26 protein-coding genes are annotated in these 20,539 nt (G+C 35.2%); 13 read left to right on the top strand and 13 right to left on the bottom strand.

Annotated features, from left to right (window positions below):
* Positions 1-584: 584 nt before the first annotated feature.
* The 4 genes from BUA16_RS14990 (at position 585) to BUA16_RS15005 (ending at position 2,697) form a co-directional block, all read left to right on the top strand.
* Entirely contained in the window at positions 585-902 is a 318-nt protein-coding gene (locus BUA16_RS14990) for a helix-turn-helix domain-containing protein (RefSeq protein ID WP_072765565.1), read from the top strand.
* A 357-nt stretch (positions 903-1,259) separates the two neighbouring features.
* A complete protein-coding gene (locus BUA16_RS14995) occupies positions 1,260-1,712 on the top strand; it encodes a hypothetical protein (protein ID WP_072765566.1) in 453 nt (150 codons plus the stop codon).
* Positions 1,693-2,133, top strand: coding sequence for a hypothetical protein (locus BUA16_RS15000; protein WP_072765567.1), 441 nt, complete (start codon positions 1,693-1,695; stop codon positions 2,131-2,133). Before BUA16_RS14995 ends, BUA16_RS15000 begins: the two co-directional genes overlap by 20 nt.
* A 312-nt stretch (positions 2,134-2,445) precedes the next feature.
* A complete protein-coding gene (locus BUA16_RS15005; RefSeq protein WP_072765568.1) occupies positions 2,446-2,697 on the top strand; it encodes a hypothetical protein in 252 nt (83 codons plus the stop codon).
* Positions 2,698-2,952: 255 nt separating this feature from the next.
* Here BUA16_RS15005 and BUA16_RS15010 read toward each other — a convergent pair whose 3' ends face one another.
* Both BUA16_RS15010 and BUA16_RS15015 read right to left on the bottom strand, forming a co-directional pair.
* Positions 2,953-4,014, bottom strand: a complete 1,062-nt coding sequence (locus BUA16_RS15010) for a serine hydrolase domain-containing protein (protein WP_072765569.1) — start codon at positions 4,012-4,014, stop codon at positions 2,953-2,955.
* Between the two features lie 5 nt (positions 4,015-4,019).
* Positions 4,020-4,784, bottom strand: a complete 765-nt coding sequence (locus BUA16_RS15015; protein ID WP_072765570.1) for a DUF6090 family protein — start codon at positions 4,782-4,784, stop codon at positions 4,020-4,022.
* 560 nt (positions 4,785-5,344) lie between these two features.
* Here BUA16_RS15015 and BUA16_RS15020 point away from each other — a divergent pair.
* Positions 5,345-6,040, top strand: coding sequence for a LytR/AlgR family response regulator transcription factor (locus BUA16_RS15020; protein WP_072765587.1), 696 nt, complete (start codon positions 5,345-5,347; stop codon positions 6,038-6,040).
* Positions 6,041-6,060: 20 nt separating this feature from the next.
* Here BUA16_RS15020 and BUA16_RS15025 read toward each other — a convergent pair whose 3' ends face one another.
* The gene (locus BUA16_RS15025; RefSeq protein WP_317045401.1) at positions 6,061-6,522 is read right to left on the bottom strand and encodes a GNAT family N-acetyltransferase; all 462 of its coding nucleotides are present in this window, start codon (positions 6,520-6,522) and stop codon (positions 6,061-6,063) included.
* Positions 6,523-7,152: 630 nt separating this feature from the next.
* On the opposite strand from BUA16_RS15025, the gene BUA16_RS15030 reads away from it, so the two are divergent.
* The 5 genes from BUA16_RS15030 to BUA16_RS15050 all read left to right on the top strand — a co-directional run bounded on the left by BUA16_RS15030 (position 7,153) and on the right by BUA16_RS15050 (position 8,962).
* On the top strand, positions 7,153-7,614 hold the full coding sequence (locus tag BUA16_RS15030; RefSeq protein WP_084668520.1) for a JAB domain-containing protein: 462 nt from the start codon (positions 7,153-7,155) through the stop codon (positions 7,612-7,614).
* 39 nt (positions 7,615-7,653) lie between these two features.
* Positions 7,654-7,887: a hypothetical protein gene (locus BUA16_RS15035; protein ID WP_143150529.1), complete on the top strand. Its 234-nt coding sequence runs from the start codon at positions 7,654-7,656 to the stop codon at positions 7,885-7,887.
* Between the two features lie 30 nt (positions 7,888-7,917).
* Positions 7,918-8,229: a hypothetical protein gene (locus BUA16_RS15040; RefSeq protein ID WP_072765573.1), complete on the top strand. Its 312-nt coding sequence runs from the start codon at positions 7,918-7,920 to the stop codon at positions 8,227-8,229.
* A gap of 21 nt (positions 8,230-8,250) precedes the next feature.
* Positions 8,251-8,514, top strand: a complete 264-nt coding sequence (locus BUA16_RS15045; RefSeq protein ID WP_072765574.1) for a hypothetical protein — start codon at positions 8,251-8,253, stop codon at positions 8,512-8,514.
* 172 nt (positions 8,515-8,686) lie between these two features.
* The gene (locus tag BUA16_RS15050) at positions 8,687-8,962 is read left to right on the top strand and encodes a hypothetical protein (RefSeq protein WP_072765575.1); all 276 of its coding nucleotides are present in this window, start codon (positions 8,687-8,689) and stop codon (positions 8,960-8,962) included.
* Positions 8,963-9,677: 715 nt separating this feature from the next.
* On the opposite strand, the gene BUA16_RS15055 is transcribed toward BUA16_RS15050, so the two are convergent.
* A complete protein-coding gene (locus BUA16_RS15055; RefSeq protein WP_072765576.1) occupies positions 9,678-10,631 on the bottom strand; it encodes a Fic family protein in 954 nt (317 codons plus the stop codon).
* A gap of 349 nt (positions 10,632-10,980) precedes the next feature.
* On the opposite strand from BUA16_RS15055, the gene BUA16_RS18710 reads away from it, so the two are divergent.
* Positions 10,981-11,157, top strand: coding sequence for a hypothetical protein (locus BUA16_RS18710; RefSeq protein ID WP_178338895.1), 177 nt, complete (start codon positions 10,981-10,983; stop codon positions 11,155-11,157).
* A 2-nt stretch (positions 11,158-11,159) separates the two neighbouring features.
* Here the strand turns inward: BUA16_RS18710 and BUA16_RS15060 are convergent, their stop codons facing one another.
* On the bottom strand, positions 11,160-11,594 hold the full coding sequence (locus tag BUA16_RS15060) for a protease complex subunit PrcB family protein (protein WP_072765577.1): 435 nt from the start codon (positions 11,592-11,594) through the stop codon (positions 11,160-11,162).
* A 249-nt stretch (positions 11,595-11,843) separates the two neighbouring features.
* Between BUA16_RS15060 and BUA16_RS18990 the strand changes: the two genes are divergently transcribed.
* Together BUA16_RS18990 and BUA16_RS15070 are read left to right on the top strand one after the other, a co-directional pair.
* A complete protein-coding gene (locus BUA16_RS18990; protein ID WP_072765578.1) occupies positions 11,844-12,143 on the top strand; it encodes an IS3 family transposase in 300 nt (99 codons plus the stop codon).
* The gene (locus BUA16_RS15070; protein WP_072765579.1) at positions 12,140-13,018 is read left to right on the top strand and encodes an IS3 family transposase; all 879 of its coding nucleotides are present in this window, start codon (positions 12,140-12,142) and stop codon (positions 13,016-13,018) included. Before BUA16_RS18990 ends, BUA16_RS15070 begins: the two co-directional genes overlap by 4 nt.
* Before the next feature lie 322 nt (positions 13,019-13,340).
* On the opposite strand, the gene BUA16_RS15075 is transcribed toward BUA16_RS15070, so the two are convergent.
* From BUA16_RS15075 to BUA16_RS15110, 8 genes are all read right to left on the bottom strand, one after another.
* Entirely contained in the window at positions 13,341-13,763 is a 423-nt protein-coding gene (locus BUA16_RS15075) for a lipocalin family protein (protein WP_072765580.1), read from the bottom strand.
* 646 nt (positions 13,764-14,409) lie between these two features.
* A complete protein-coding gene (locus BUA16_RS15080) occupies positions 14,410-14,712 on the bottom strand; it encodes a type II toxin-antitoxin system RelE/ParE family toxin (RefSeq protein WP_072765581.1) in 303 nt (100 codons plus the stop codon).
* A complete protein-coding gene (locus tag BUA16_RS15085; RefSeq protein WP_072765582.1) occupies positions 14,696-14,929 on the bottom strand; it encodes a hypothetical protein in 234 nt (77 codons plus the stop codon). The genes BUA16_RS15080 and BUA16_RS15085 overlap by 17 nt, the downstream gene beginning before the upstream one ends.
* Before the next feature lie 215 nt (positions 14,930-15,144).
* The gene (locus BUA16_RS15090; RefSeq protein ID WP_072765583.1) at positions 15,145-15,621 is read right to left on the bottom strand and encodes a nucleoside 2-deoxyribosyltransferase; all 477 of its coding nucleotides are present in this window, start codon (positions 15,619-15,621) and stop codon (positions 15,145-15,147) included.
* 1,267 nt (positions 15,622-16,888) lie between these two features.
* Positions 16,889-17,359 (bottom strand): hypothetical protein, encoded by a 471-nt coding sequence (locus tag BUA16_RS15095; RefSeq protein WP_072765584.1) that lies wholly within the window; start codon positions 17,357-17,359, stop codon positions 16,889-16,891.
* On the bottom strand, positions 17,352-18,314 hold the full coding sequence (locus tag BUA16_RS15100) for an alpha/beta fold hydrolase (RefSeq protein ID WP_072765585.1): 963 nt from the start codon (positions 18,312-18,314) through the stop codon (positions 17,352-17,354). Before BUA16_RS15100 ends, BUA16_RS15095 begins: the two co-directional genes overlap by 8 nt.
* A gap of 79 nt (positions 18,315-18,393) precedes the next feature.
* A complete protein-coding gene (locus BUA16_RS15105) occupies positions 18,394-19,083 on the bottom strand; it encodes a helix-turn-helix transcriptional regulator (RefSeq protein ID WP_072765586.1) in 690 nt (229 codons plus the stop codon).
* A gap of 1,088 nt (positions 19,084-20,171) precedes the next feature.
* Positions 20,172-20,539: IS66 family transposase (locus BUA16_RS15110; protein WP_143150530.1), on the bottom strand; the 368-nt coding region annotated here is incomplete at its 5' end.

The following is a 20,539-nucleotide window of genomic DNA, read 5'->3' on the forward strand; positions in this document are numbered from 1 at the left end:
ACATTTTATGAAAGGATGATAGACTCAGTAGGATAATGAGGGGGCTAACTGCTCAAGAAAAAGGCCGATTCTGGGACCAAGCAAACAATTATCGCCACTACCCTCAGAACCGCTCGGCAACCGCTCGGCAACCGCTTTCTTGTTTCCGCCCGCTCCAACAACCAAGCCCTTGTCTTTTGCATTTTTGGAGATCCTTAGTACGAGAACAAAAGCATTCCTATTGAAAAAGCCTGTAAAAAAGCAGGGATTAGCAAAAGCACTTTTTACAGGGTAGAACAGTCTTTAGGAATGTTTGGATAACGACTTACTTGTAATATGTTTTTCGCAATGATATCGTAAAGCAATATGAGTTCAGAAGGATGTGCCGAAAGTACTGAAAATTCTAGATTAGAGTCTAATTCATGCTTCAGGGAATCTCTATGTGATCGCCAACTGTATTTTTCTTTGAGTGCGATTAAGGTATTTTCATTTGGCGGTCGGAATCGAAATGCATATGGTATTCCATTTTTACGGCCATTTCATGGTCTTGATTAAAACTACTATACATAGTCTAAAACTATAAATGTTGTATATTATCCACAAATATGATATGTTTGTTTTTAATATGCAACAAAATAAATCCAAAGAGATCAATCATACTACCAAAGTATCAGAAGGTTTTTGAGCAGTTAGGTGAAAACATAAAGCTTGCGCGAAAACGAAGAAAGCTAACGACTGAGCAAGTTTCTGAACGGGCTGGTATTAATCGCACTACACTTTACAGAATTGAAAAAGGTGCCTCAGCTGTTGCCATAGGTTCTTATTTTAATGTGATAAGGGTGCTTAATTTAGAGGATGATTTTAAAAAGCTTGCCATGGATGATGAATTCGGCAGAAAATTACAAGATCTTGATTTACTATAATAAAAATGGCTGGAGGAAAATTTAAAAGCAATTTATTCAATATTATTTTTTTAGGTTCATCTACTTCAGCTTACGAACAATGGAACACACATGAAAAGTAGTGTGTAAACAAACACGTACTTTTATTTCAGATGTAGCGTTCATAGATATAACATTTATCATTACTTTGGTATTGAACCAGCTATTTTTAAATACTTAGTTATTGGCAAACATTGGTTTATTCATTTAATTTGGTAATTTTATCTAAATTATAGTTATCAAGGAGCTATTGTTTTTAATAAATAGGATCATTACTTTTGCACAAGTTTTCGAATAGTGTAATTTTAGTAATTGGACTTTAATTGAAAGCGCACTTTTATGTTAGAGAAATCAGAAAATAACTTAAATCTATTGGACTTTGGTATTGTTGGAGAGCAACTTACCATTAGTGAACTTTTACATTCTTCTTATGTTAGGGGGCGTGAAGATTTTCAAAAAGAAGTTGAAGTTGATTTCAAGAAGAATATTCAATCAGCGGCTCATTCATCTTCCTTATTAAAATCTAAATTATCAGAAATTGGCGTAGATGTAAAAGGTATGTTCTTGAAAGTTATCAATTTCAATACTTTTAAGTGTCTAGTTATTGTTGATGAAGAAGATTTTTATTCTCGAAACAAGCGCTGGAATTCATATAAAATATCTGAGGATATTAATAGTACGAATAGTAGAATTGATTTGACATTTTCATTTATGTCCAATTCTGAAGAACTAATGGTTGATAATGTTATTTCTGATGGTTTTATTTTTAAATATGGCACAGAAAAAATATAATGCATTTGACCACGCATCTCACAACTTAAAAGCTCACAATTATATAAAGGAATCTGGTGATTTTCCTGATTGGGAAATCACGACAGCTTTTTATTGTTCACTCAAATTTTTTGAGGGAAGTCTTTTTCCTGATACATATTTTCATCCGGGAAAAGAGGATGAAGGAAAAAAAAGAGATTTTCGTTCATATAATGAGTATAAGCAGGTTTTTTCAAGATTTTGTCAAGGCACTCCGCATGACATAATGAAGAAGTTTGTAAAGCATAACACTACTATCGAAATTTGGAATAGTTATAATGACCTGTATGACCTTTGCCATAATTCAAGATATAAAAATTATCAAATTGATCCACGAGATTTAATAATAGCAAGAGAATCTTTAGAGTCCATTAGAACGTATTGCACAGATAATTTAAAGTAATTTCAACGGCTCTGCTCGTATGGTGTTGGAATGGATTTGTATGGACCTTGCAACGGTATTGAACGACTTAAAATTTGAGTTTCCTACTACGTTATACCACTGTGCCAATTTTAGTCTTGCTACATAATCGCTTAATTATAGTTTTACGAATTATGCAATACTTTTTTTGCTTATCCTACAATTTTTCTTGCATTAACAATAATACTTATTAATTGTGTAAGAATTTTAACGGATATTTAAATGCTTTTATAGGTTTAATTGCTTCTTTTGTAGAAAATGAACTTACTTAAGCAGTACTAAAATCATTCAGTTATGAAACTAAATTATTCCATATTGGAATTTCTTTACAGAAACCGAAAAAGGGGATTTTCTAGGATAACGCATATTTGTTTAGATCCCAATAGAGCCACGCAAATAGCAAGAAAAATGAAGGAGGAGGGACTGATAGATTTTAAACAGCGTAGGTTTATGGGAAGCAACGGGGAACTTTCTTTCATTGCACCACCGGCATTGATGATCACACCATTGGGAATAGAGATGATCGAGTCCCAGGATATGGAGTAAAATCACTCCGTAGGAAGCTCGATCGGTAAGTTTACAAAACATGTTATTTTAAACTTACACAGTTAACGGGATAGTGTCGTTGTATGTGAATCCCAACTCTTGGTACAAAACCAACCGAAGGATGAAGGAACAACTTCATGCTTTTTTGCCCCTTTTTCATTTTATAACTATAACATATACAGTATATGGCTTCTGGTGGCTGCTACCCTTCCACTAGGCCTATTTCAAATTCTTACTTAATTTGTACTTGAGTTCTTAGCGTACGTTTTCGCGCCGATGGGCTTCATACCCCTTTTTCTTTCTAATAATTTTTACAATTCGGTTAATTATAATTTCCGATAAATTCCATTCATAACCTTCAAAATCTGTTGTATTAATAAATTGAACGACTACTGCATCAATATCTTTATGGTATTCCGCAAGGCTTTGATAACCAACTACCAAACCTCCATGATTATATTCATAAGGATAGATTTCTTGTTCTTCTTCGTCAAATACCGAACCATCGTTCAGTGCTCGAAGGAATATACCCACATCTTCTGCTGTGGTCAACATTCCGTATTCACGAGCTTTAAAATCTTCCTCATAACCCACATAATATCCACTCATAACATCATCTAAATCGACTTCGGTAATCGAAAAAAAGGTGTTTTTCAGCTCTAAGGGAATCAATATTTTCTCTTTGATATACTTATTGTGGCTATAACCTAAGACATCATCCATAATCCTACGCAGCAGTAAATAATTTGTGTTTGAATATTCATATCCTTTATCAGGTTTAAAACTGGCTGGTAGGTCGAGGGCAAAATCTAAGGCATTTTTGCCATTTTGCTGTTCATTTTCCCAATAAGATGGATTATCAGTGAAATTTGGAATACCAGAACGGTGTTGAATCATCATCTTCAATGTGATTTTTTCAGCATTTTCAATTCTACCTTTGAGCTCTGGGAGGTAGTCAGTGAGCGTTTTATCAAAAGACAAACGCTTTTCCTTTACCAATTTAGTAGCTACTACTGCCGTATAAAGTTTGCTAATGCTGGCAATCTTGAAGAGAGATTTTGGGTCGGCTGGTATTTTTTTTTCTCTGTCTTTCCAACCGCCTGTATAATATGCTGGTGGTTTCCCTGCTTGGTCTACGTAAACAATCATTCCATCAAATCCATATCCGATGGCTTCATCTACTTGTTCTTGAATAGTATCAGGAAGAGGTAAAATCCAAGCTTTTACCAAAATCCACGGAACGAAGTATAATGATATTGCTGTTCCAATAAACAATAAAATGCGTACAATCCACTTTGCTTTTTTATTTTTTATCATATTATTTAGTCTGCGGTTGTCCGATCTATTTCTTCAATTATAAGATGCCCTAGTTCTGTTAATTCTTGATATTGTTCAATCATAGTATCGAATTGCCACGCTGCCAAACTAATAACATTTCGGTAGGCTGGTTTTGCGGTGTACTCAATGAATGCTTGATCATATTCGGACTGGGGTGTAGCTTTGTTTGCTAATGAATCTAATGGCATAAATGCAGAAGCTAAAATAACTGACCTGTCGAATTGAGTATCGAGGTAATTTTCTTGATGAACGGTATACTGATTATAACTCTTTTCGTTTTCTGCAATAATGTCCACTAATCCGTGGTATTTAGCTAAAAGCGAATCGAGTTTTGTATTGTTTATTTTACCATAATAGGCAGAGTTTTTCAATGATTCATAACCACCTGAATTGGGTTTGAAATAGAAATCGGCAAAGGCAGTACCAGCTATCATGAATAAAAAAAGATTTTCATTTTCAGTCTTTTGCAAAATGCTATTTCGCGCTTTTTTACAGAGGTCTGCAATCTGTTTTCTTCCTTTTGATAGTTGTTCTAATTGTTCTATATCTTCTGCTGTATGTGTTTTAATTTTAGTTAAATATTCATTTAACGAATCATTATCCTTAATCGACTGGTTCCAATTATTTATCTGTATCGCAATCAAAATTCCAATGACAACCAGAACGATTTCTCCTAAAGCATACTTCAGGTACTGAGTTTTTTTATTGTCTATAATCAACTTATTTCGAATTTTTCTAAATAATTTCATGGTTGATTCAAATTAGCCACAACGTTCTTGTGTATGATTTCGGTCTGGGAAATCCTTAAGGATTTTTCGGGAAAGGAATCGTTCCGGATTAAAAGTAATGAATTTTCTCTTTTGCAGGAAGTAAGACTGAATTATAGCCACTATTGTAAGCAGTTTATTCTAAGAGCTATTGAATAGGCACGAATTTATAATTTAGATTTAAATGTCTCTTGGCAATAAGAATTCGCTTTTCAAGAGTCTATAAAACAGAAGGGAATTGTCATTTTTCCTTGTAAAATCAACCATTTATGGAACTTAGAATTAATCAAGTTCATGAGTGGTTATATGAAGTTAAATTTTAGGTTTTCATCTCATATTTTCAATAATTAACGGTATAGAAAAAGCCAGTCGTTGTAGTCGTATGGGAATCTAGACCGGAATGATTTGAATCATTCCATAAACCTTATTAACCTTGATAATCCCTATCTACATAACATTTAAAGCCATTTTCACAACGTATAATGGGATGAAACATGTTATTTACCTACTTTAACGATGATATAAACTGCAAATCATCCCTTATGAAATTAAGAAGTGTAATTGTGGACGATTCATCTTTACAGCGGATTGCCGTGGCAAAGTTAATAAATGATCATCCAAACTTATTACTGGTAGCGGAGTACAGCAATGCTCTTGAAGCAAGGAAAGGCATCGAAAGCAATGAGATAGATCTTATTTTCCTAGATATTGAAATGCCGATCATTAATGGTTTCGATCTTTTGGAGTCTATGAGTAGCCGTCCACAGGTAGTCTTGATAACCGGTAAGGCCGATTATGCCCTTAAGGCATTTGATTACGATGTAACGGATTATCTTCACAAACCCCTCTCTTCAGCTCGTTTTAATATCTCGGTTAAGAGAGCAGTAGGTAAATATGAACAGCTAAATAAAGTAAACGAAAATGAGGAGCATATCGTTGTGAAAAGCAACCTGAAAAATCGAAAAGTTTTCCTTGACGACATAAAATGGATCGAAGCCCTTGGCGACTATATTAAATTGGTTACGGATGATGCTAATATCGTTATACTATCTACCATGAAATCCTTTAAACAAAAGTTGCCGGAGGATAAATTCCTTAGAATACATAAATCTTATATCATAAACCTGGATAAGATCGAAAAGTACACTAGTAAGAATGTTGAAGTTTCCGGAAAACAAATACCGTTAAGCCGAAATAAAAAAACAGAATTGATGGAGGCGCTGAATACGCCCTCTTAGAAAATTAAGGAGCATTGCTTCTATTTCTTCAACTCCATATGTAAAATGGGATAAGGTTTTCGGGAAGAATCCAATTCAGAGCGACCTATTATTTCAAATCCGCAATGTTTGTAAAAGCCAACCGCTTGTTCATTCTGTTCATTTACGTCAACTTTAGTAACATTTAGATTGTCAATAGAATAATCCAATAATGATTTACCTATCCTTTTCCCTCTATAATCAGGGTGAATGAATAGCATTTCTAAGTTCTGTTCAGCGGCACCAAGAAAACCGACTATATGGTTCTTATTGTTCCTTATACACCGTAATTCAACTGCATCCAAATATGTGTTTAAGATTAGAGGTTTAAAATATTCAATATCTTCTTCTCTTATAAAATGATGTGTTGCTCTTACCGAAGACTCCCATACATTTACTACTTCTTGGTATTCAGTTTTATTTATTATATCTATTTTCTGCCCCATTTCCTTTATTCCTGCCAACTCCTAACATCAGTTTAATACATACTGTTTACCGGTGTTTTGGATAACCAATATTATTACAATTATAAGGAAAAAAATACGACTTTAGGAAAACAGAACAATCGATAAGTGCTTTAAAAGTAACCTTCCATTACTAAAAGATATTTCCATAGATCCTAAACTTCTACTCCTTCCTTGGCCTTTTCGGTAAGGTCATTTTAATACAGTACGGCTGTATTTCATGAACAGAATTAATTGTAAAATATTATATAAGAGTGTCATAATATGTTATATATGTACATTATATTAAACATATAGGATACATGAAATATATAAAGTATAAAATGGGGTGTTCCCTATGTTGGGTCTATTTCGGCGCCATTCATTTCAAAAGGGTATCGAACCCTTTTGAAATGATCAGGGAGTTGTTGGTCTATTAAGGTCCGCGCTGGCCCAAAGATTCATTTTTCATAGGTATGCTGCAAGGTAATCAAGCCGCCTTTGCCCTGTCCATGTAGTATTTGAAAAAATGGGGTATCCCTCCTTTCGGGGGAACCCACCGCAATTTTTTAAAATCTCCACATGGACTTATCCCCACCGCTGCGCTGCTGTTGATTGTTTTCCGCTGCATAACCTTAAAAATATACTATCATGGAAGACATTAGAATCGCAACCTTCAAAGATTTCGTCGGTGAGTTAACCGCCATTTACCGAAGAACAGCACTGCCCACTATTAAAATAGACACATCCCGTTCGGTCAGGGAGTTCATTTATCCCTTCTTTGAGCAGATTATGGACGATCACGAAGAAGTAAAGATCATACATCTGAACCGAAAAAATCAGGTCGTGAACGTACATCATCTATCCTCGGGAACCGACAGTGGGTGCTTGATCTCGATAAAGGACATTCTGAGACAAGCCATTCTTATCAAGACAAGCTGCCTAGTGCTAGTCCACAATCATCCCTCTGGGAATCTCACCCCCTCGGAAGCCGATAAACATATTTCGAACAAATTGAGCGAAGCCTCCAAATTGTTGGACATTGCCACCCTTGACAGCATTATAATCACCAGGGAGGGATACTTCTCCTTTGCGGACGAAGGGCTTTTATAGCCCTTTTTTTTGCTCGATTATTTTTTTAAATGTACGCTTTTGCGTACATTTGTAATAGCTCAAAGAATCTATGATATTATGGATTACAAATATATACCCCTACGGGATTGGCTTTTGGAACGGGATGCCCTTTCCATCAGAAAGTTGGAGGACAACTGTGGGATACCTAAGGATACCCTACGGCACTTTCTAAACGAGCGCAGGAACTTTCCAGAAAAACATTACCGATCCTTGTTAAAAGAGTTGGTAAAGTATGGCTTCGATCAGGATTGAAACTTTTATTTTAGAATTTTAAAAACGACTATGAGTAAAGATTTCACATTACCGGAATTTATTTTCGGAGAATTCCCGATCAAGGACGACAGCTTTAACGACCAGCGCCAATTTATTGTCCATAGGGGAATATCCCTTATCGAGGTGATAGCGCACGATGAATTTGAAGATGTTGTTTTTGATGGTAAAACGAGAAAGAAATATTCTTATTTTGGGGAGGATTTTACCTTTGCCTACCACACCAATAATACCGAACATTCTAACCATGGTGAACTGGAGGTTCTGGACAGCGCCTGGGAGTGGTACCGGGAATATTTGATATGGGAAGACACTCAAGAATAATAATTAAACAAACTAAAAATTATGGACAAGGTGTATACGGTAGAACTGGAAACGGAGCAAATGGACATTGAATCATTTTGGATGTACCAGGGTTTTGGAAATGATCTGGCCGAAGCGGAAAAATGTGCTGAAATGTTGAGCAGGTTTTTTCCTTATGATGAATATCCTACCAAGGTTTTTCTATATGTGGAAGATGAAATGGAAGATGGCCGTCTTATCAATAAACGAGTTCTAAAGGAATATGAACTGAAAAATGAAGAAGGTACCATTGTAAGGGCTAAATAGGCCGTTAAAGGGGAAAGTGTAATTTAAGGAGGCATCAAAATTCCGGGGACTTCAAAGTGAAAGAAGAAACCTCCGTATCGGTACCTTTTAAAATGCATCCATTCTATTTTGATCCCTATAGCGGCTTGCCCAAGGAAAATAAACACAATCGATCATAAAACACCCATAAATTATGGCACATATCCGTTATAGAGCAATCATCAAAGTCCTTTGTGGAGAATGCCAGGCAAAGGTCAACGAGAATAAAAGGATCGACGTCAAATGCCCGAACTGTTCTTTCAAGAAGTATCAGAACGTCAACAACCTTTTGAGCTTTAACAGTTTTATCACCAAGGCATTTCCCAACTGGATATGGTTCAACATCTATGAGTATAAAAAAGGGGAATTGGGGGCACTTTTGAAAAGCTTTCAAAGGGGAAAGAACGAACCTACGGCAAAGACCCTATAAAAATAAAAAAAACGGAACTACCATTACAGTAATTCCGCTTTTCGATTCAAACTTGCGTTTGCTTCTTTCAAGGTAAAAATACGGATTTTCTTTTAATTTTGTTGCTTTTTTGACTCTTTTTCTAGCGGTAAATATGTAAGTCAAGCTTTTGGTCACGGGTGGAAAAACGAGTATTCCCGATCAGGCCATTTATGATGGCTTGCCTTCCTCTGCCCCTACCCCTATATCCGGAAATATTTTATAAATCCCTATATGTTTTTGTGTAAAAAACATATATAAAGTAGATGTTAATACATTTGAATACAGCGAAGTAATATATTATGTATGTACACTATATTTAACATATTGCATTATGGCCTTATTCTTGGCACAAATCAAGCTAAAGTGTAGATTAAACTTCTTGCTTTTTTGACCTTTCTTCATTTTATAACTATATCATATTTAGTACATGTCCTCTGTTGATAGTTATCAATCCACTGGGCCTATTTCAAATTCTTACTTAATTTAAACATGAGTTCTTAGCGTACGTTTTCGCACCGATGGGCTTCATACCCTTAAAACGGTTAAAGAGGAAAGGTTATGTTAGTCTATGGGAATACTACAAACGTTAAGTTTCATTATCGAACCGCCCAGTACGATACCCGTACGCTGGGAGGTGTGAGAGGCGCAGTCCGTTTCTATTTAGGGGCGGCTCCGTCTAGTTAATTGTGCCCAGTTATTTTAATCGGTAGATGGTTTTATTCTTTTCTCCAATTTTCTCAAATAAGTTTAATCCAACTCCTTTTTTTAAATCTCTACTTGCTGTTGCTGAAGAAATATCTTTAAAAACATCCATATAATCTTTTCTAGTGAATTCAGTTTTATTTAATGTAATGAAATAGTCAAGCCTATCTTTTTCGTTTAATGTCCTGTTATTAAATTTTAGAAGTTCGCTAATCGATAGGTCAATGACACTTAACATGTATTCAATAAAATTTGTTGATTGCCCAGCTTTATCAGATTCTGCTAAAGCTTTATAGTATTTTTCTTGATCGTTACTAATAAGTGTTTCAAAAGGCAAAAACTCAAACACCGGATATTTTTCCATTAGAATTAAGGTTTGCCATAGTCTTCCCATTCTGCCATTTCCATCTAAAAAAGGATGAATAAATTCCATTTCGTAATGAAACACACAGCTTTTAATAAGTTCAATTTCGTCTTCATTTTTTAAGTAGTCAAAAAGCTCTTTCATTAAAAACGGAACATTCTCAAAAGGTGGAGCTAAATGTTCTACTTTCTCCCCTTTTACAATCCCAACACTTTGATTTCTGTATTTTCCAGCATCATTAATGAGATCCTTCATTAAGTGTTTATGTGCCTCTAGAAAAGACTTTTCTTTTTTGGGATCGTATTTTTCTAAATTTTCATAAATCTCAATTGCGTTTAAAACTTCGATAACGTCTTTTTTAGGCCCAATCACCCTTTTGTGTTCTACAAGTGCCGTAATCTGTTCTTCAGTTAAAGTGTTTCCTTCAATTTTTAATGAAGAATGAATTGTTTTGATTCTATTCTGTTTTCTTAATTTCGGGGAAGGTCTGTTTAAAAAGTTAGCATTTACTTCTCCGATTTTTTCAGAAATGGAAGTTATTAATTTTAAAATTTTAGGTGTTATTTCGTAAGGAGGTTTCATTTTGATACTATCATTTGATAGTATCAAAAGTACAATCATTTATCCACAATTAATGTAACAGAACGAAATTTATTAATTCCAACTAACGTCAGTCTGTCTCAAAACCACCCTTTAACGGTTGAAAATAGGATTTTATTCGAAGTTCGGAAAATAAACAAGGAATAGTACACTATTGGTAAGTTAATAACAAATTGAATAGATAGAAAATACAACAATTCGATGCTGCTTGAGGGGGAGGTATATAGAATTTGCTCTTGTATGTTTTTTAAATCCCTATATGTTTTTCACACAAAAACATATATAAAGTAGATGTTAATACATTTGAATACAGCGAAGTAATATATTATGTATGTGCACTATATTTAACATATGGCATTATGGCCTTATTCTTGGCACAGGTCGCACCGAGGTAGCGATGAGCAACTTTTTGTTTTTTGACCTTTCTTCCCTTTATATCTATGGCCACTATAATACATTGCCTTTGGTGACAGCTACCCCTCCAGTGGGGATAAAGGCTCAATTTTAAGATTACCTGATTTTTTGGGATTTTAGAATTAAGTAAGCCTGACTTAATGCAGTTGCGCTTCCTGGCCCACTTTCTTTAAAATCTACCATAATTTTTCCATCATTTTCGTACACCTTGTCAATGGTTATTTCACTACAGCAATAATTATAAAACTCTCCAATGACAAATATTAAATTATTACTGGTAAAATCGAATTTTAGATTTCTCAAACTTTCTGCTTGATCAGGATTTACTCTTTCAATTACTGGGAGAAAATCCATCCATTCATTTTCACTTTCAAAGACTTTAAACTGCTTAGGGATTTTATTTTCGTCAGAATAGCTTAAAGTACTTTGGTCAATTATCTCATATGAAATCTGATTGTCTATTTCTTTTTTACTGCAAGAAATAAGTAAGAATATTGAACATAAAAATGCAATTATATTTTTAGAAGGCATATTGTCTTTATTTATTAATTAGACACAAAAGTTCAAATTCGGTTGCTTTAAAACTTGCATCAAATTGATAAAATGAACTAGTTCACTTTCTGTTTTTTATGCTGGCATCATGAATTTAATCCTTTGTGAATCAGTATTTAGATATTTATTGTTTTTTGCGGTATGTATAATTCAAATTGCTGAATTATAGTGTGGATGTGCTAACTTAGCCTGCACTACGAGTTAAGTACAAAATCTTAAATTTGGACTATGACACAAAAAAGAAAAACCTATGACACAGCCTTTAAACGCCAAGCTGTAGCGTTAAGTAAAGGGAGAAAGAACCTTTCAGAACTAGCTAGAGAGCTTGGTATAAAGCCGTATCTTTTATATAGTTGGCGCAAGGAATTCAAAGAATTTGGCGAGGGTAGTTTTCCAGGTAATGGCAACTTAAAGCTATCCCCAGAGCAAGAAAGAATCCATGAGTTAGAGAAAAAGTTACGTGATGTTGAGTTAGAACATGAGATATTAAAAAAAGCGGTGGCCATTTTCTCCAAGACCGATCGTTGATATATGCATTCATAAAAAACAATGAGGGTATATTTCCGATTGATAAAATGTGCAAAGTCCTAGCTATAGGACTACGGAGCTATTACAGGTGGAAGCGGTCTTCTACTAGTAAAAGAGAGTTGAAAAAAGAGAAGTTTAAAAAGTTGATAACCGAAGTGTATTTCGAGTTTAAACAGCGATATGGCAGTCCTAGGATCACTGTGGAGCTACACAGTAGAGGGTATAAGATATCGCGAATTACTGTAGCTAAATATATGCGAGAGATGGGGCTGCGTAGTAAGCTAGCTAAGAAGTTTAAAGCGACCACAGACTCTAAGCACAACTACCAAGTGGTAGAAAACGTTTTAGATCGTGAGTTTGAGCCAAATAAACCTTCCCAAGCTTGGGTATCCGATATCACTTACATCTCTGTAAAAGAAGGCTTTTTATTTCTGACAACAGTAATTGACCTGTATGATAGAAAACTCATAGGCTGGAGCTTGAGTAAAAGCATGGCTACCAACCTAACAACATTACCTGCTTGGCGAATGGCTATTAAAAACCGTAAGATTGCCGAAGGCCTTATTTTTCATTCTGATCAAGGAATTCAATACGCTAATAGAGCATTTGCCAATACACTGGAATCTTACAAAGTAGTAAGAAGCATGAGTAGAACAGGTAACTGTTGGGATAACTCAGTGGCAGAAAGCTTTTTTAAATCGCTTAAAACGGAACTGATTTACGGGAACACCCTGTTAACTAGAGAGGAGATGGAAAGAGAAATCTTTGAATATATTGAGTTGTGGTATAATAAAAAAAGACGACACTCCTACTTGAACTATATGACCATTGAAGAATTTAATAACAGAAAAATTAATTACGAATATGCTGCTTAACTTATAGGGCAACTTTCGTTTGCATATCCAGTGTAGTAATATATTATATATATAGATTAAATTTAACATGTGTAATGTATTTCATTCTGCTCCTATTCATGGCACAAATCAAGCTGAAGAGTAGATAGAACTTCTTGCTATTTTGACCTTTTTCAATCGCCCTTTTTTCCTGTGAAGCTCTTTTTTCCGAGGACGGTTTAGGGTAGAGGCATTTTTACCTACTCAGTACTTTCCCCATTTAAAAATACCGAATCCGTCAACAAGACCTTTAGCTCTGGATTGTTGGCGGCCCGAACTTATTTATTGGTGTTTCGTTTTTTTATTATTTCGTGTATTCAAATCGATATTCTCCGTTTTTCAAGATCAAACTATCTTTAGTTAGCTTATCAATAACGTAGGTTTCATTATCAATAAAAGATGTGCCATTTCCAATACTTTCAACAGTGAAGGTAATTTGGTTTCCTTGTACTTCCCAGGTTCTGTAGAGAAAGGTTTTCATATTGTCGGAACTAGCGGAGCCATCTTTAAAAAGGGTGAAATGTAATGCAAATTCAGATTGGTCTTTCCAGGGCCCGACAAGAAGTTCTTTATCTATGGTCGAACTATGTTTGTCTTTGTTTTGTATTTCAGATGTGACTTTGCTTTCGGTTGCATTTTTTCCTTCGTTTCTACAAGAACCTAAAGAAAGTATTCCAATTAGAAATAGAACTTGAATTGCCCTTGTTTTGAGTATTAAATTTTTCATTGCTGTGTGACTATATCAATGTTTTTATCTCTAATATATTTTGATTGATTTTAAATCAACGGTTACTAGTTATATCCAAATTCTATGTATTTGTAATTACCGTTTACAACCAAAGCCATATGGTCCTTTCCTTATAAATATTAGATCCAATATTATTACAATTGTAGGGAAATAAAAAAAAATCTTAGAATAGATTCAACATACTTTACATCCAAAGGTCTATTTGGAATGTAATATAGCTTGTAAAAATCTATTTAAAACATTATAATATAACGTAGTAAAATATTATATATATAGACTATATTTAATATGTATAATACACTGCGTTCTGCCCTATTCTTAGTATAAATCGATCTAGATTATTCTTTTGCTTTTTTGGCCTTTCTTCATTTTATAACTATAGCATATACAGTACATGGCCACTGGTGACGGTTGCGCTTCCACTAGGCCCAATAATAAATTTATACCGGAAAATTTGTCCTGTTTTTGGGATATAGCCAACTTAGTATACTTGTTTTTAAGCCCTCCAGAATATAGCTGGACCGTCAAGTGGACACAATAAGAAAGCCCTAAAAAGGGCTTAAATGAATTCGGTTTTCGTGAATTTATGGGCTTGTGCAACGGTTACCGGTTTTGTGGAACGGTTTTATATTTTCTTTTTTTTCGGATTTTTTCTATTGGAAAACAAAGAAACGATCTCAATTGAATTTTGATTAATTCTGTAATAGAGATTATTATGTTTTTCAACTACAGCCTTTCGGATATTCTTTTTTTCAAAAGATGTAGGGAAGATTTCAGGTGACTTTGAAATCAGTTCAATTGTGTGGTCTAATTTAGCTGAAAATGTTCTTAATTCTCTTTCAGTCCAATTATTTTCTAGGTATTCTAAAGTTTCTTTAAGTTCAGATATTGCGTGGTCAGTCCACAGTATTTTATAACCACTTTTCATAAATTCCTTTCACGTTTGAGTGAGAAGTCAAATTTCCGTTATCAGCATCTAAAATTCCTTTTTCAATGGACTCTTTTTCTTTTGCAGAAATTTCATTCCACCAATCGCTTTTTTCTTTTTCTCTTAATTTCATTAATTTATCAATCAGAGACTTATCATTCAATGTAGATAACCATTGAATTAATTCAATTTTCTTATTTTCTAAACTTAAACCCATAATACCAAAGTTACAATTTTAATCTTATGATTCTATTTTTGAACACGATTTTAAACCGTTGTATAACGGTAAGTATAACCGTCAGTTACGGGTTTATGTGCGTTAATTTTCGGTTTAGCACAGATTTTAGCAATTCCGAGTGGATTCGGACGTAGTCCAATCCGCGGTAATTGCGGTTATACATGGTGTGTTTATTCCGTATTGCTTTATTTGGATTATCTATTCTGTTCAATTTTAACTGAGTCAAATTGTGCTCGTTGCAACTCACTTAAATAATCTATTAACTCTTTTTCAGAGGTAAAGATTTTATCAAAAGCACCTTCTATTATCGCATTTAATTTCGAGTCAATAAATGAGGCTCTCATATCAGTATGTAGTCCAATTATATGTTTATTTTGATTATATGCTATTCCTAATTCAAAACAAGCGCCTTCGTCCGGAACTCTGCCATCTAGAACAAATATGAAAATATCACAGCTTAGCACTTGTCTAATATCAAGGTCAAATATGGCTTTATTTCTTTCTGATTGCGTTATTCCGATAAAAGGTGGTTTATCTAATTCGGCACCATCTCTTTGCGGTAAGAAAACCTTAAAATAAATACTTTCAATTTTTGAAGTAAGGTTTTCATTAAAATTTCTTTCTGCCATGCTGAAAAGGGGTCCAGCAAAGTATATTTTATTTCTTGTCATTTGTTCTTTGTTGAATCTTAATAAATGCACCACAACGGTTCTGCAAGTAGGGCCGGCGAGGAAACGTTTCGTTTCCGGACGGGCCCGTAGCCAAAGCTTTTACATTCTGTTCTTAATTTTTTTGTTACAAGCGCCAAAACAAAAGATTAGGCGGACTTTTCAAACACGCCCAAGCTAATGGATTCAACACTTAACGCTCTATTTGTTATAGCAATTGTGTGTGCCCAGCATGGGCATCTTTTATTTACAGCAAAGTAGCTAATTAATCTAGAGGGTGCAAGTCCCTTATAGCTAGGGTAAACCCTTTGACTTCGGTATTTGGACAGGATAAACAGGAATCGGCTACGGGACTGTATATGAGAAACCTGAATGGAAATGCAACAAGCTGATTTTTTGATTGGATAGATATTCTGGAGCATGTAGCCCCTCTTTAGGACTGGACTGTAAATTACTTATTTTAAGAAGTTGAAATATAGTTACGTAAAACATGTAATATATGAATGATGTTTAATATATATAATATATTTTGTTGAAATCCCTGCTCCTAGCACAACACTAAGCGATGTAAGTATCAATATGTTTCTTTTGTTTTTTTGACCTTTCTTCCTTTTATTACTATAGCATATACAGTATATGGCCTTAGGCGACAGCTACCCTTCCTTCCCTTGGGCCTATTTCAAATTATTACTTAATTTGAACTTGAGTTCTTAGCGTACGTTTTCGCACCGATGGGCTTCATACCCCTAAAAAGAATGAGTTGCTCCCTTTATTGCAACAGGCCCTTGGTAGAGCGATGATACCTGAACGGCCACTCTTAAAACATCGTCGATGTCTTTATTGCAACGTCGGGCTTAAGGTGACCGTAGCGGTATTCGACAGCCGTGGCCCGCCAGGAATATGGGCGGACCGGTTGAAAAATAGTACCCCCTGCAAAACGCCCCAAAAAGCGTAAGGGGACCCCCATGGCCAAAATCAAGATAACGGGCATAAAGGATGGTCTTGGACAGAATAAAAGGTATAGAAATACCACAATGGAACCCGGACAGACAAAGGAAAAGGGTTTTTTGGTCACTTTAGAGAACCCGACAGAACTTAGCTATCCATCTATAAAACTCCATTAAACCATAGCAATCCCCATAATAGGGAGCATCCTGACCCGGTTCAGTCAACTAGGCCTTCATGTTTGGCCGTACCGACCACACGAAGACGTATTGTTGTAAGCCGTTTTATTTTCACAATAACTTTAGACACCCTCTAATTGTCTATATTACTTAGTTCGTCTAGGTGTAGACTTTCTGTATCGTACGATAAGAATTGTCATGGAACCAAGTATAAAGCCTGGAATAATTTGAACGAGAGCTCCATAAACAACATGGTTTAGGAGTGTTTGTGCCCAGTTATCAAAGTAGAGACCATAATGAGTTCCAATTTCCCATTTAGTATCAACCCACCAAGCAGCAACAACAGGAAGCCTTGAAGCAGGTGAAAATATAATTAAATTAAACAGCAGCAGGAGGTATGCTTTCTTTTCGGTATATAGTTTAAATCCCCAATAAATGGAAAAGGCTAAGGTTAACCAGAGCAGTCCAATAATAAAAATAGCATATTCAGGTAGACCAGATAGTTCAAGTAGAAAACGAACAGGTGTTAAAAATAGACTAATTACTATAGGGATCTTTGCAAGATGAAATGCTTGTTGAAAATCTCCTTGTTTGTTGCTTAATTCCTTTTTAGACATTCTGTTGTTTCAACCATTTTAGAATTGCTTGAGTGGTTTCTTTTGGTTTTTCTTGTTGAATACAATGACCACAATCTAGACTAATCACTTCTACATTAGGAACGAAATCTGTCAGGCTCTCGGACTTAGGAATCATATCCTGTTCACCATATATCATAAGTGTAGGATGTTGAATGATTGGGTTTACATTTGCCAGTAAATGCCAATTTCTGTCAAGGTTTCTGTACCAATTAATAGCTCCTGCAAATCCTGATGTTTCGAAGGCAGAAATATAAATAGCCAACTCACTTTCATTCATTATTGGTTCGCCAAGTGGTTTTTCTGCTCTTGCAAGATTAATCATTAACATTCCTGGCTCTGGCGGTGCAAGGGGTACGTTCTTTCTGAATAAATTTCGAAGGAAATTAGTTTTGTTTTCATCTAGTATAGCATCTGCGACTCCTTGTTGGCGATTAAAGTGAACAAAATAATTATCTTCTCCGAAAATTTCCTCCATCCATTCAACCCAAGGTTTTTCTCCGCGCACTTGGTAAGGTAGTGCCAAGTTTATTATTTTATTTACTCGCTTTGGATGCAATAATGCAAGGCTCCATACAACATTTGCTCCCCAATCATGACCAACAAAAGTGGCATTTTCGTAACCATAGTAATCGAGTAGTGCAATTAAGTCATCTGTTAAATGTACAATGTCGTACTCCGTTATTTTAGTTGGACGATATGAGTTACCATAACCACGCTGATTTGGAGCAATGACATGATAGCCAGCTTTAACAAGTTCCGGAATCTGAAAACGCCAAGAATACGCAGTCTCTGGAAAGCCGTGGCAGAGTACAATAGGTTTGTCTGTATTTTCAATACCTGCTTCTAATACTTCAAGTTCTAAGCCATTGAAGGAAATCATTTTTGAGTCTGAATATCCAACTGATTGAAGTTCTTTGTAACTTACATTTTTCATTATTTTCAATGTTTAAATGAATTAATGATACAAATGTAAAATTGACCTGTGACAGCCTTATGGCAAGGGGCAAAAAGAATTAATGATATTTGTCAAAATATTCTTGTAAAGTCATATTATGAGGTTCAAATACTTCTGATAGAATTTCCATTTTTTGAATTCTGTCTGAACGAAAAAATCGAAATTCCTTGCGTAAACGACACCAAGCAATCAAATACCAATTTTCAGCACTCAAAAGGGCAAAAGGCTCTATCAACCTTTTAGTAGCAGTCCCTTCTTTATTGACATATTCTATACTCACCAATTTGTAACTGGTAAGTGCATATTGTAAATCTGATAAATAATTACTGTTCCGCTCTTGATTTATCACTTCATCATACTGAGTTCTGTTGGCAAGTATATTTACTTTGTCTTTGATAGAATATTTAAGAATTGATTTTATTTTATCAATCGCTTCCGAATAATCTTTTACTAATGAAGCATCTTTGTTTTTTAATACTAACTGTTCTGTGAGTATTAAAGCATTTGCTTGATTCTCTGTGAACATTACTGGAGGTATTCTAAATCCCTCCATTATAGTGTACCCTTTCCCATCTTCTGTTAAAATTGGGACACCTGCTTTTTCCAATGCTTTTATATCTCGGTAAATAGTCCGTTTACTGACACCAAATTTTTCAGAAAGACTTTTTGCTGTCAATATTCTTTTGGTTTGCAGTTGTGTCACAATTGCAGTCAACCTTGAAATTCTCTTGATGTCGTCTCCTTCCATTTAGGATATGTTGATTTTGTTTTTCCGAATGGCATACAATGGTCCTGCTATGGCAAGTAGGGCTGGCAGGGAAACGTTTCGTTTCCGGCCGCGCCTGTAGCCAAAGCTTTTGCATTTTGTGATTATCTTTTCTTTTTCAATTGCCAAAACAAAAGATTAGGCGGACTTTTCAAACACGCCCAAGCTAATGGATTCAACACTTAACGCTCTATTTGTTATAGCAATTGTGTGTGCCCAGCGGGGGCATCTTTTATTTCCTGCAAAGTAGCTAATTAAACTAGAGGGTGCAAGTCCCTTATGGGCAGGGGAAACCCTTCGACTTCGCTATTAGGACAGGCTAAACAGGAACCGGCTACGGAACTGTATATGAGAAACCTGAATGGAAATGCAACAAGCTGATTTTTTGATTGGATAGATATTCTGGAGCATGTAGCCCCTCTTTAGGGCTGGACTGTAAATTACTTATTTTAATTAGTTGAAATATAGTTACGTAAAACATGTAGTATATGCATGATATATAACATATATAATTTATGGAATTCCATTTCTGTCTGTGGCACAAAACCAACTGAGTTATCGATGAACAACTTTCTTGCTTTTTTGGCTCTTCTTCATTTTAAAACTATATCATATTTAGTACATGTCCTCTGTTGATAGTTATCAATCCACTGGGCCCTATTTCAAATTCTTACTTAATTTAAACATGAGCTCTTAGCGTACGTTTTCGCACCGATGGGCTTCATACTTCATACCCGATGTTAGACCACGTTTTTCTCCTTGTTTCTAATTGGAAGTTGGATGACCATCACCATATTTTATTGAACTTGTGTCTATTTTGATTCCAGGAGAATTTTGTAGAAACTCTAAATAATTCTTTTCGCGCTTTGATTTTATCCATTTAACTAGAATGAAATAGAAAACTATCGTGACGGCATATGGAATTAACTTAGCCCAATTTATTGTAGATTCTTCCCATGTTAAAAATAGACCATCATAGATTCTTGTTAGGAAGTGGTAAAGTATCCATCCCACGAACCACGTCTTGCAAGGCAGATTAACTCTTCTAAGGTCTTCCCTCTGTAGTATGTTTACGCTTTTTTAAGTTTTTTATAATTCTGTGGATAAAGGTCTCGGATGTCCTTATGGTTGATGGTCATGATATTCTCCAAGGTATACTTTAACCATTCATATGGATTTACCTCGTGTTTTTTGCAGGTAGCAAAAAAGGAATAGATACCAGCGGCCCTTTGTGCGGCATCATGGGAGCCTGCAAAGAGGTAGTTTTTTCTTCCCAATGCCAGGGGTCTTATGGCATTTTCCACCAGGTTATTATCGATTTCCAGGATGCCGTCATAAAGATAGGTGCTGAGCTGGTCCCAACGGTTCATGGTATATAGGAAAGCTTTTCCGATGGGACTCTTGGGTAGGACCAGTTGCTGTTTCATCTGCTGGAACA

Source organism: Arenibacter nanhaiticus (assembly GCF_900141935.1).
GTDB lineage: Bacteria > Bacteroidota > Bacteroidia > Flavobacteriales > Flavobacteriaceae > Arenibacter > Arenibacter nanhaiticus.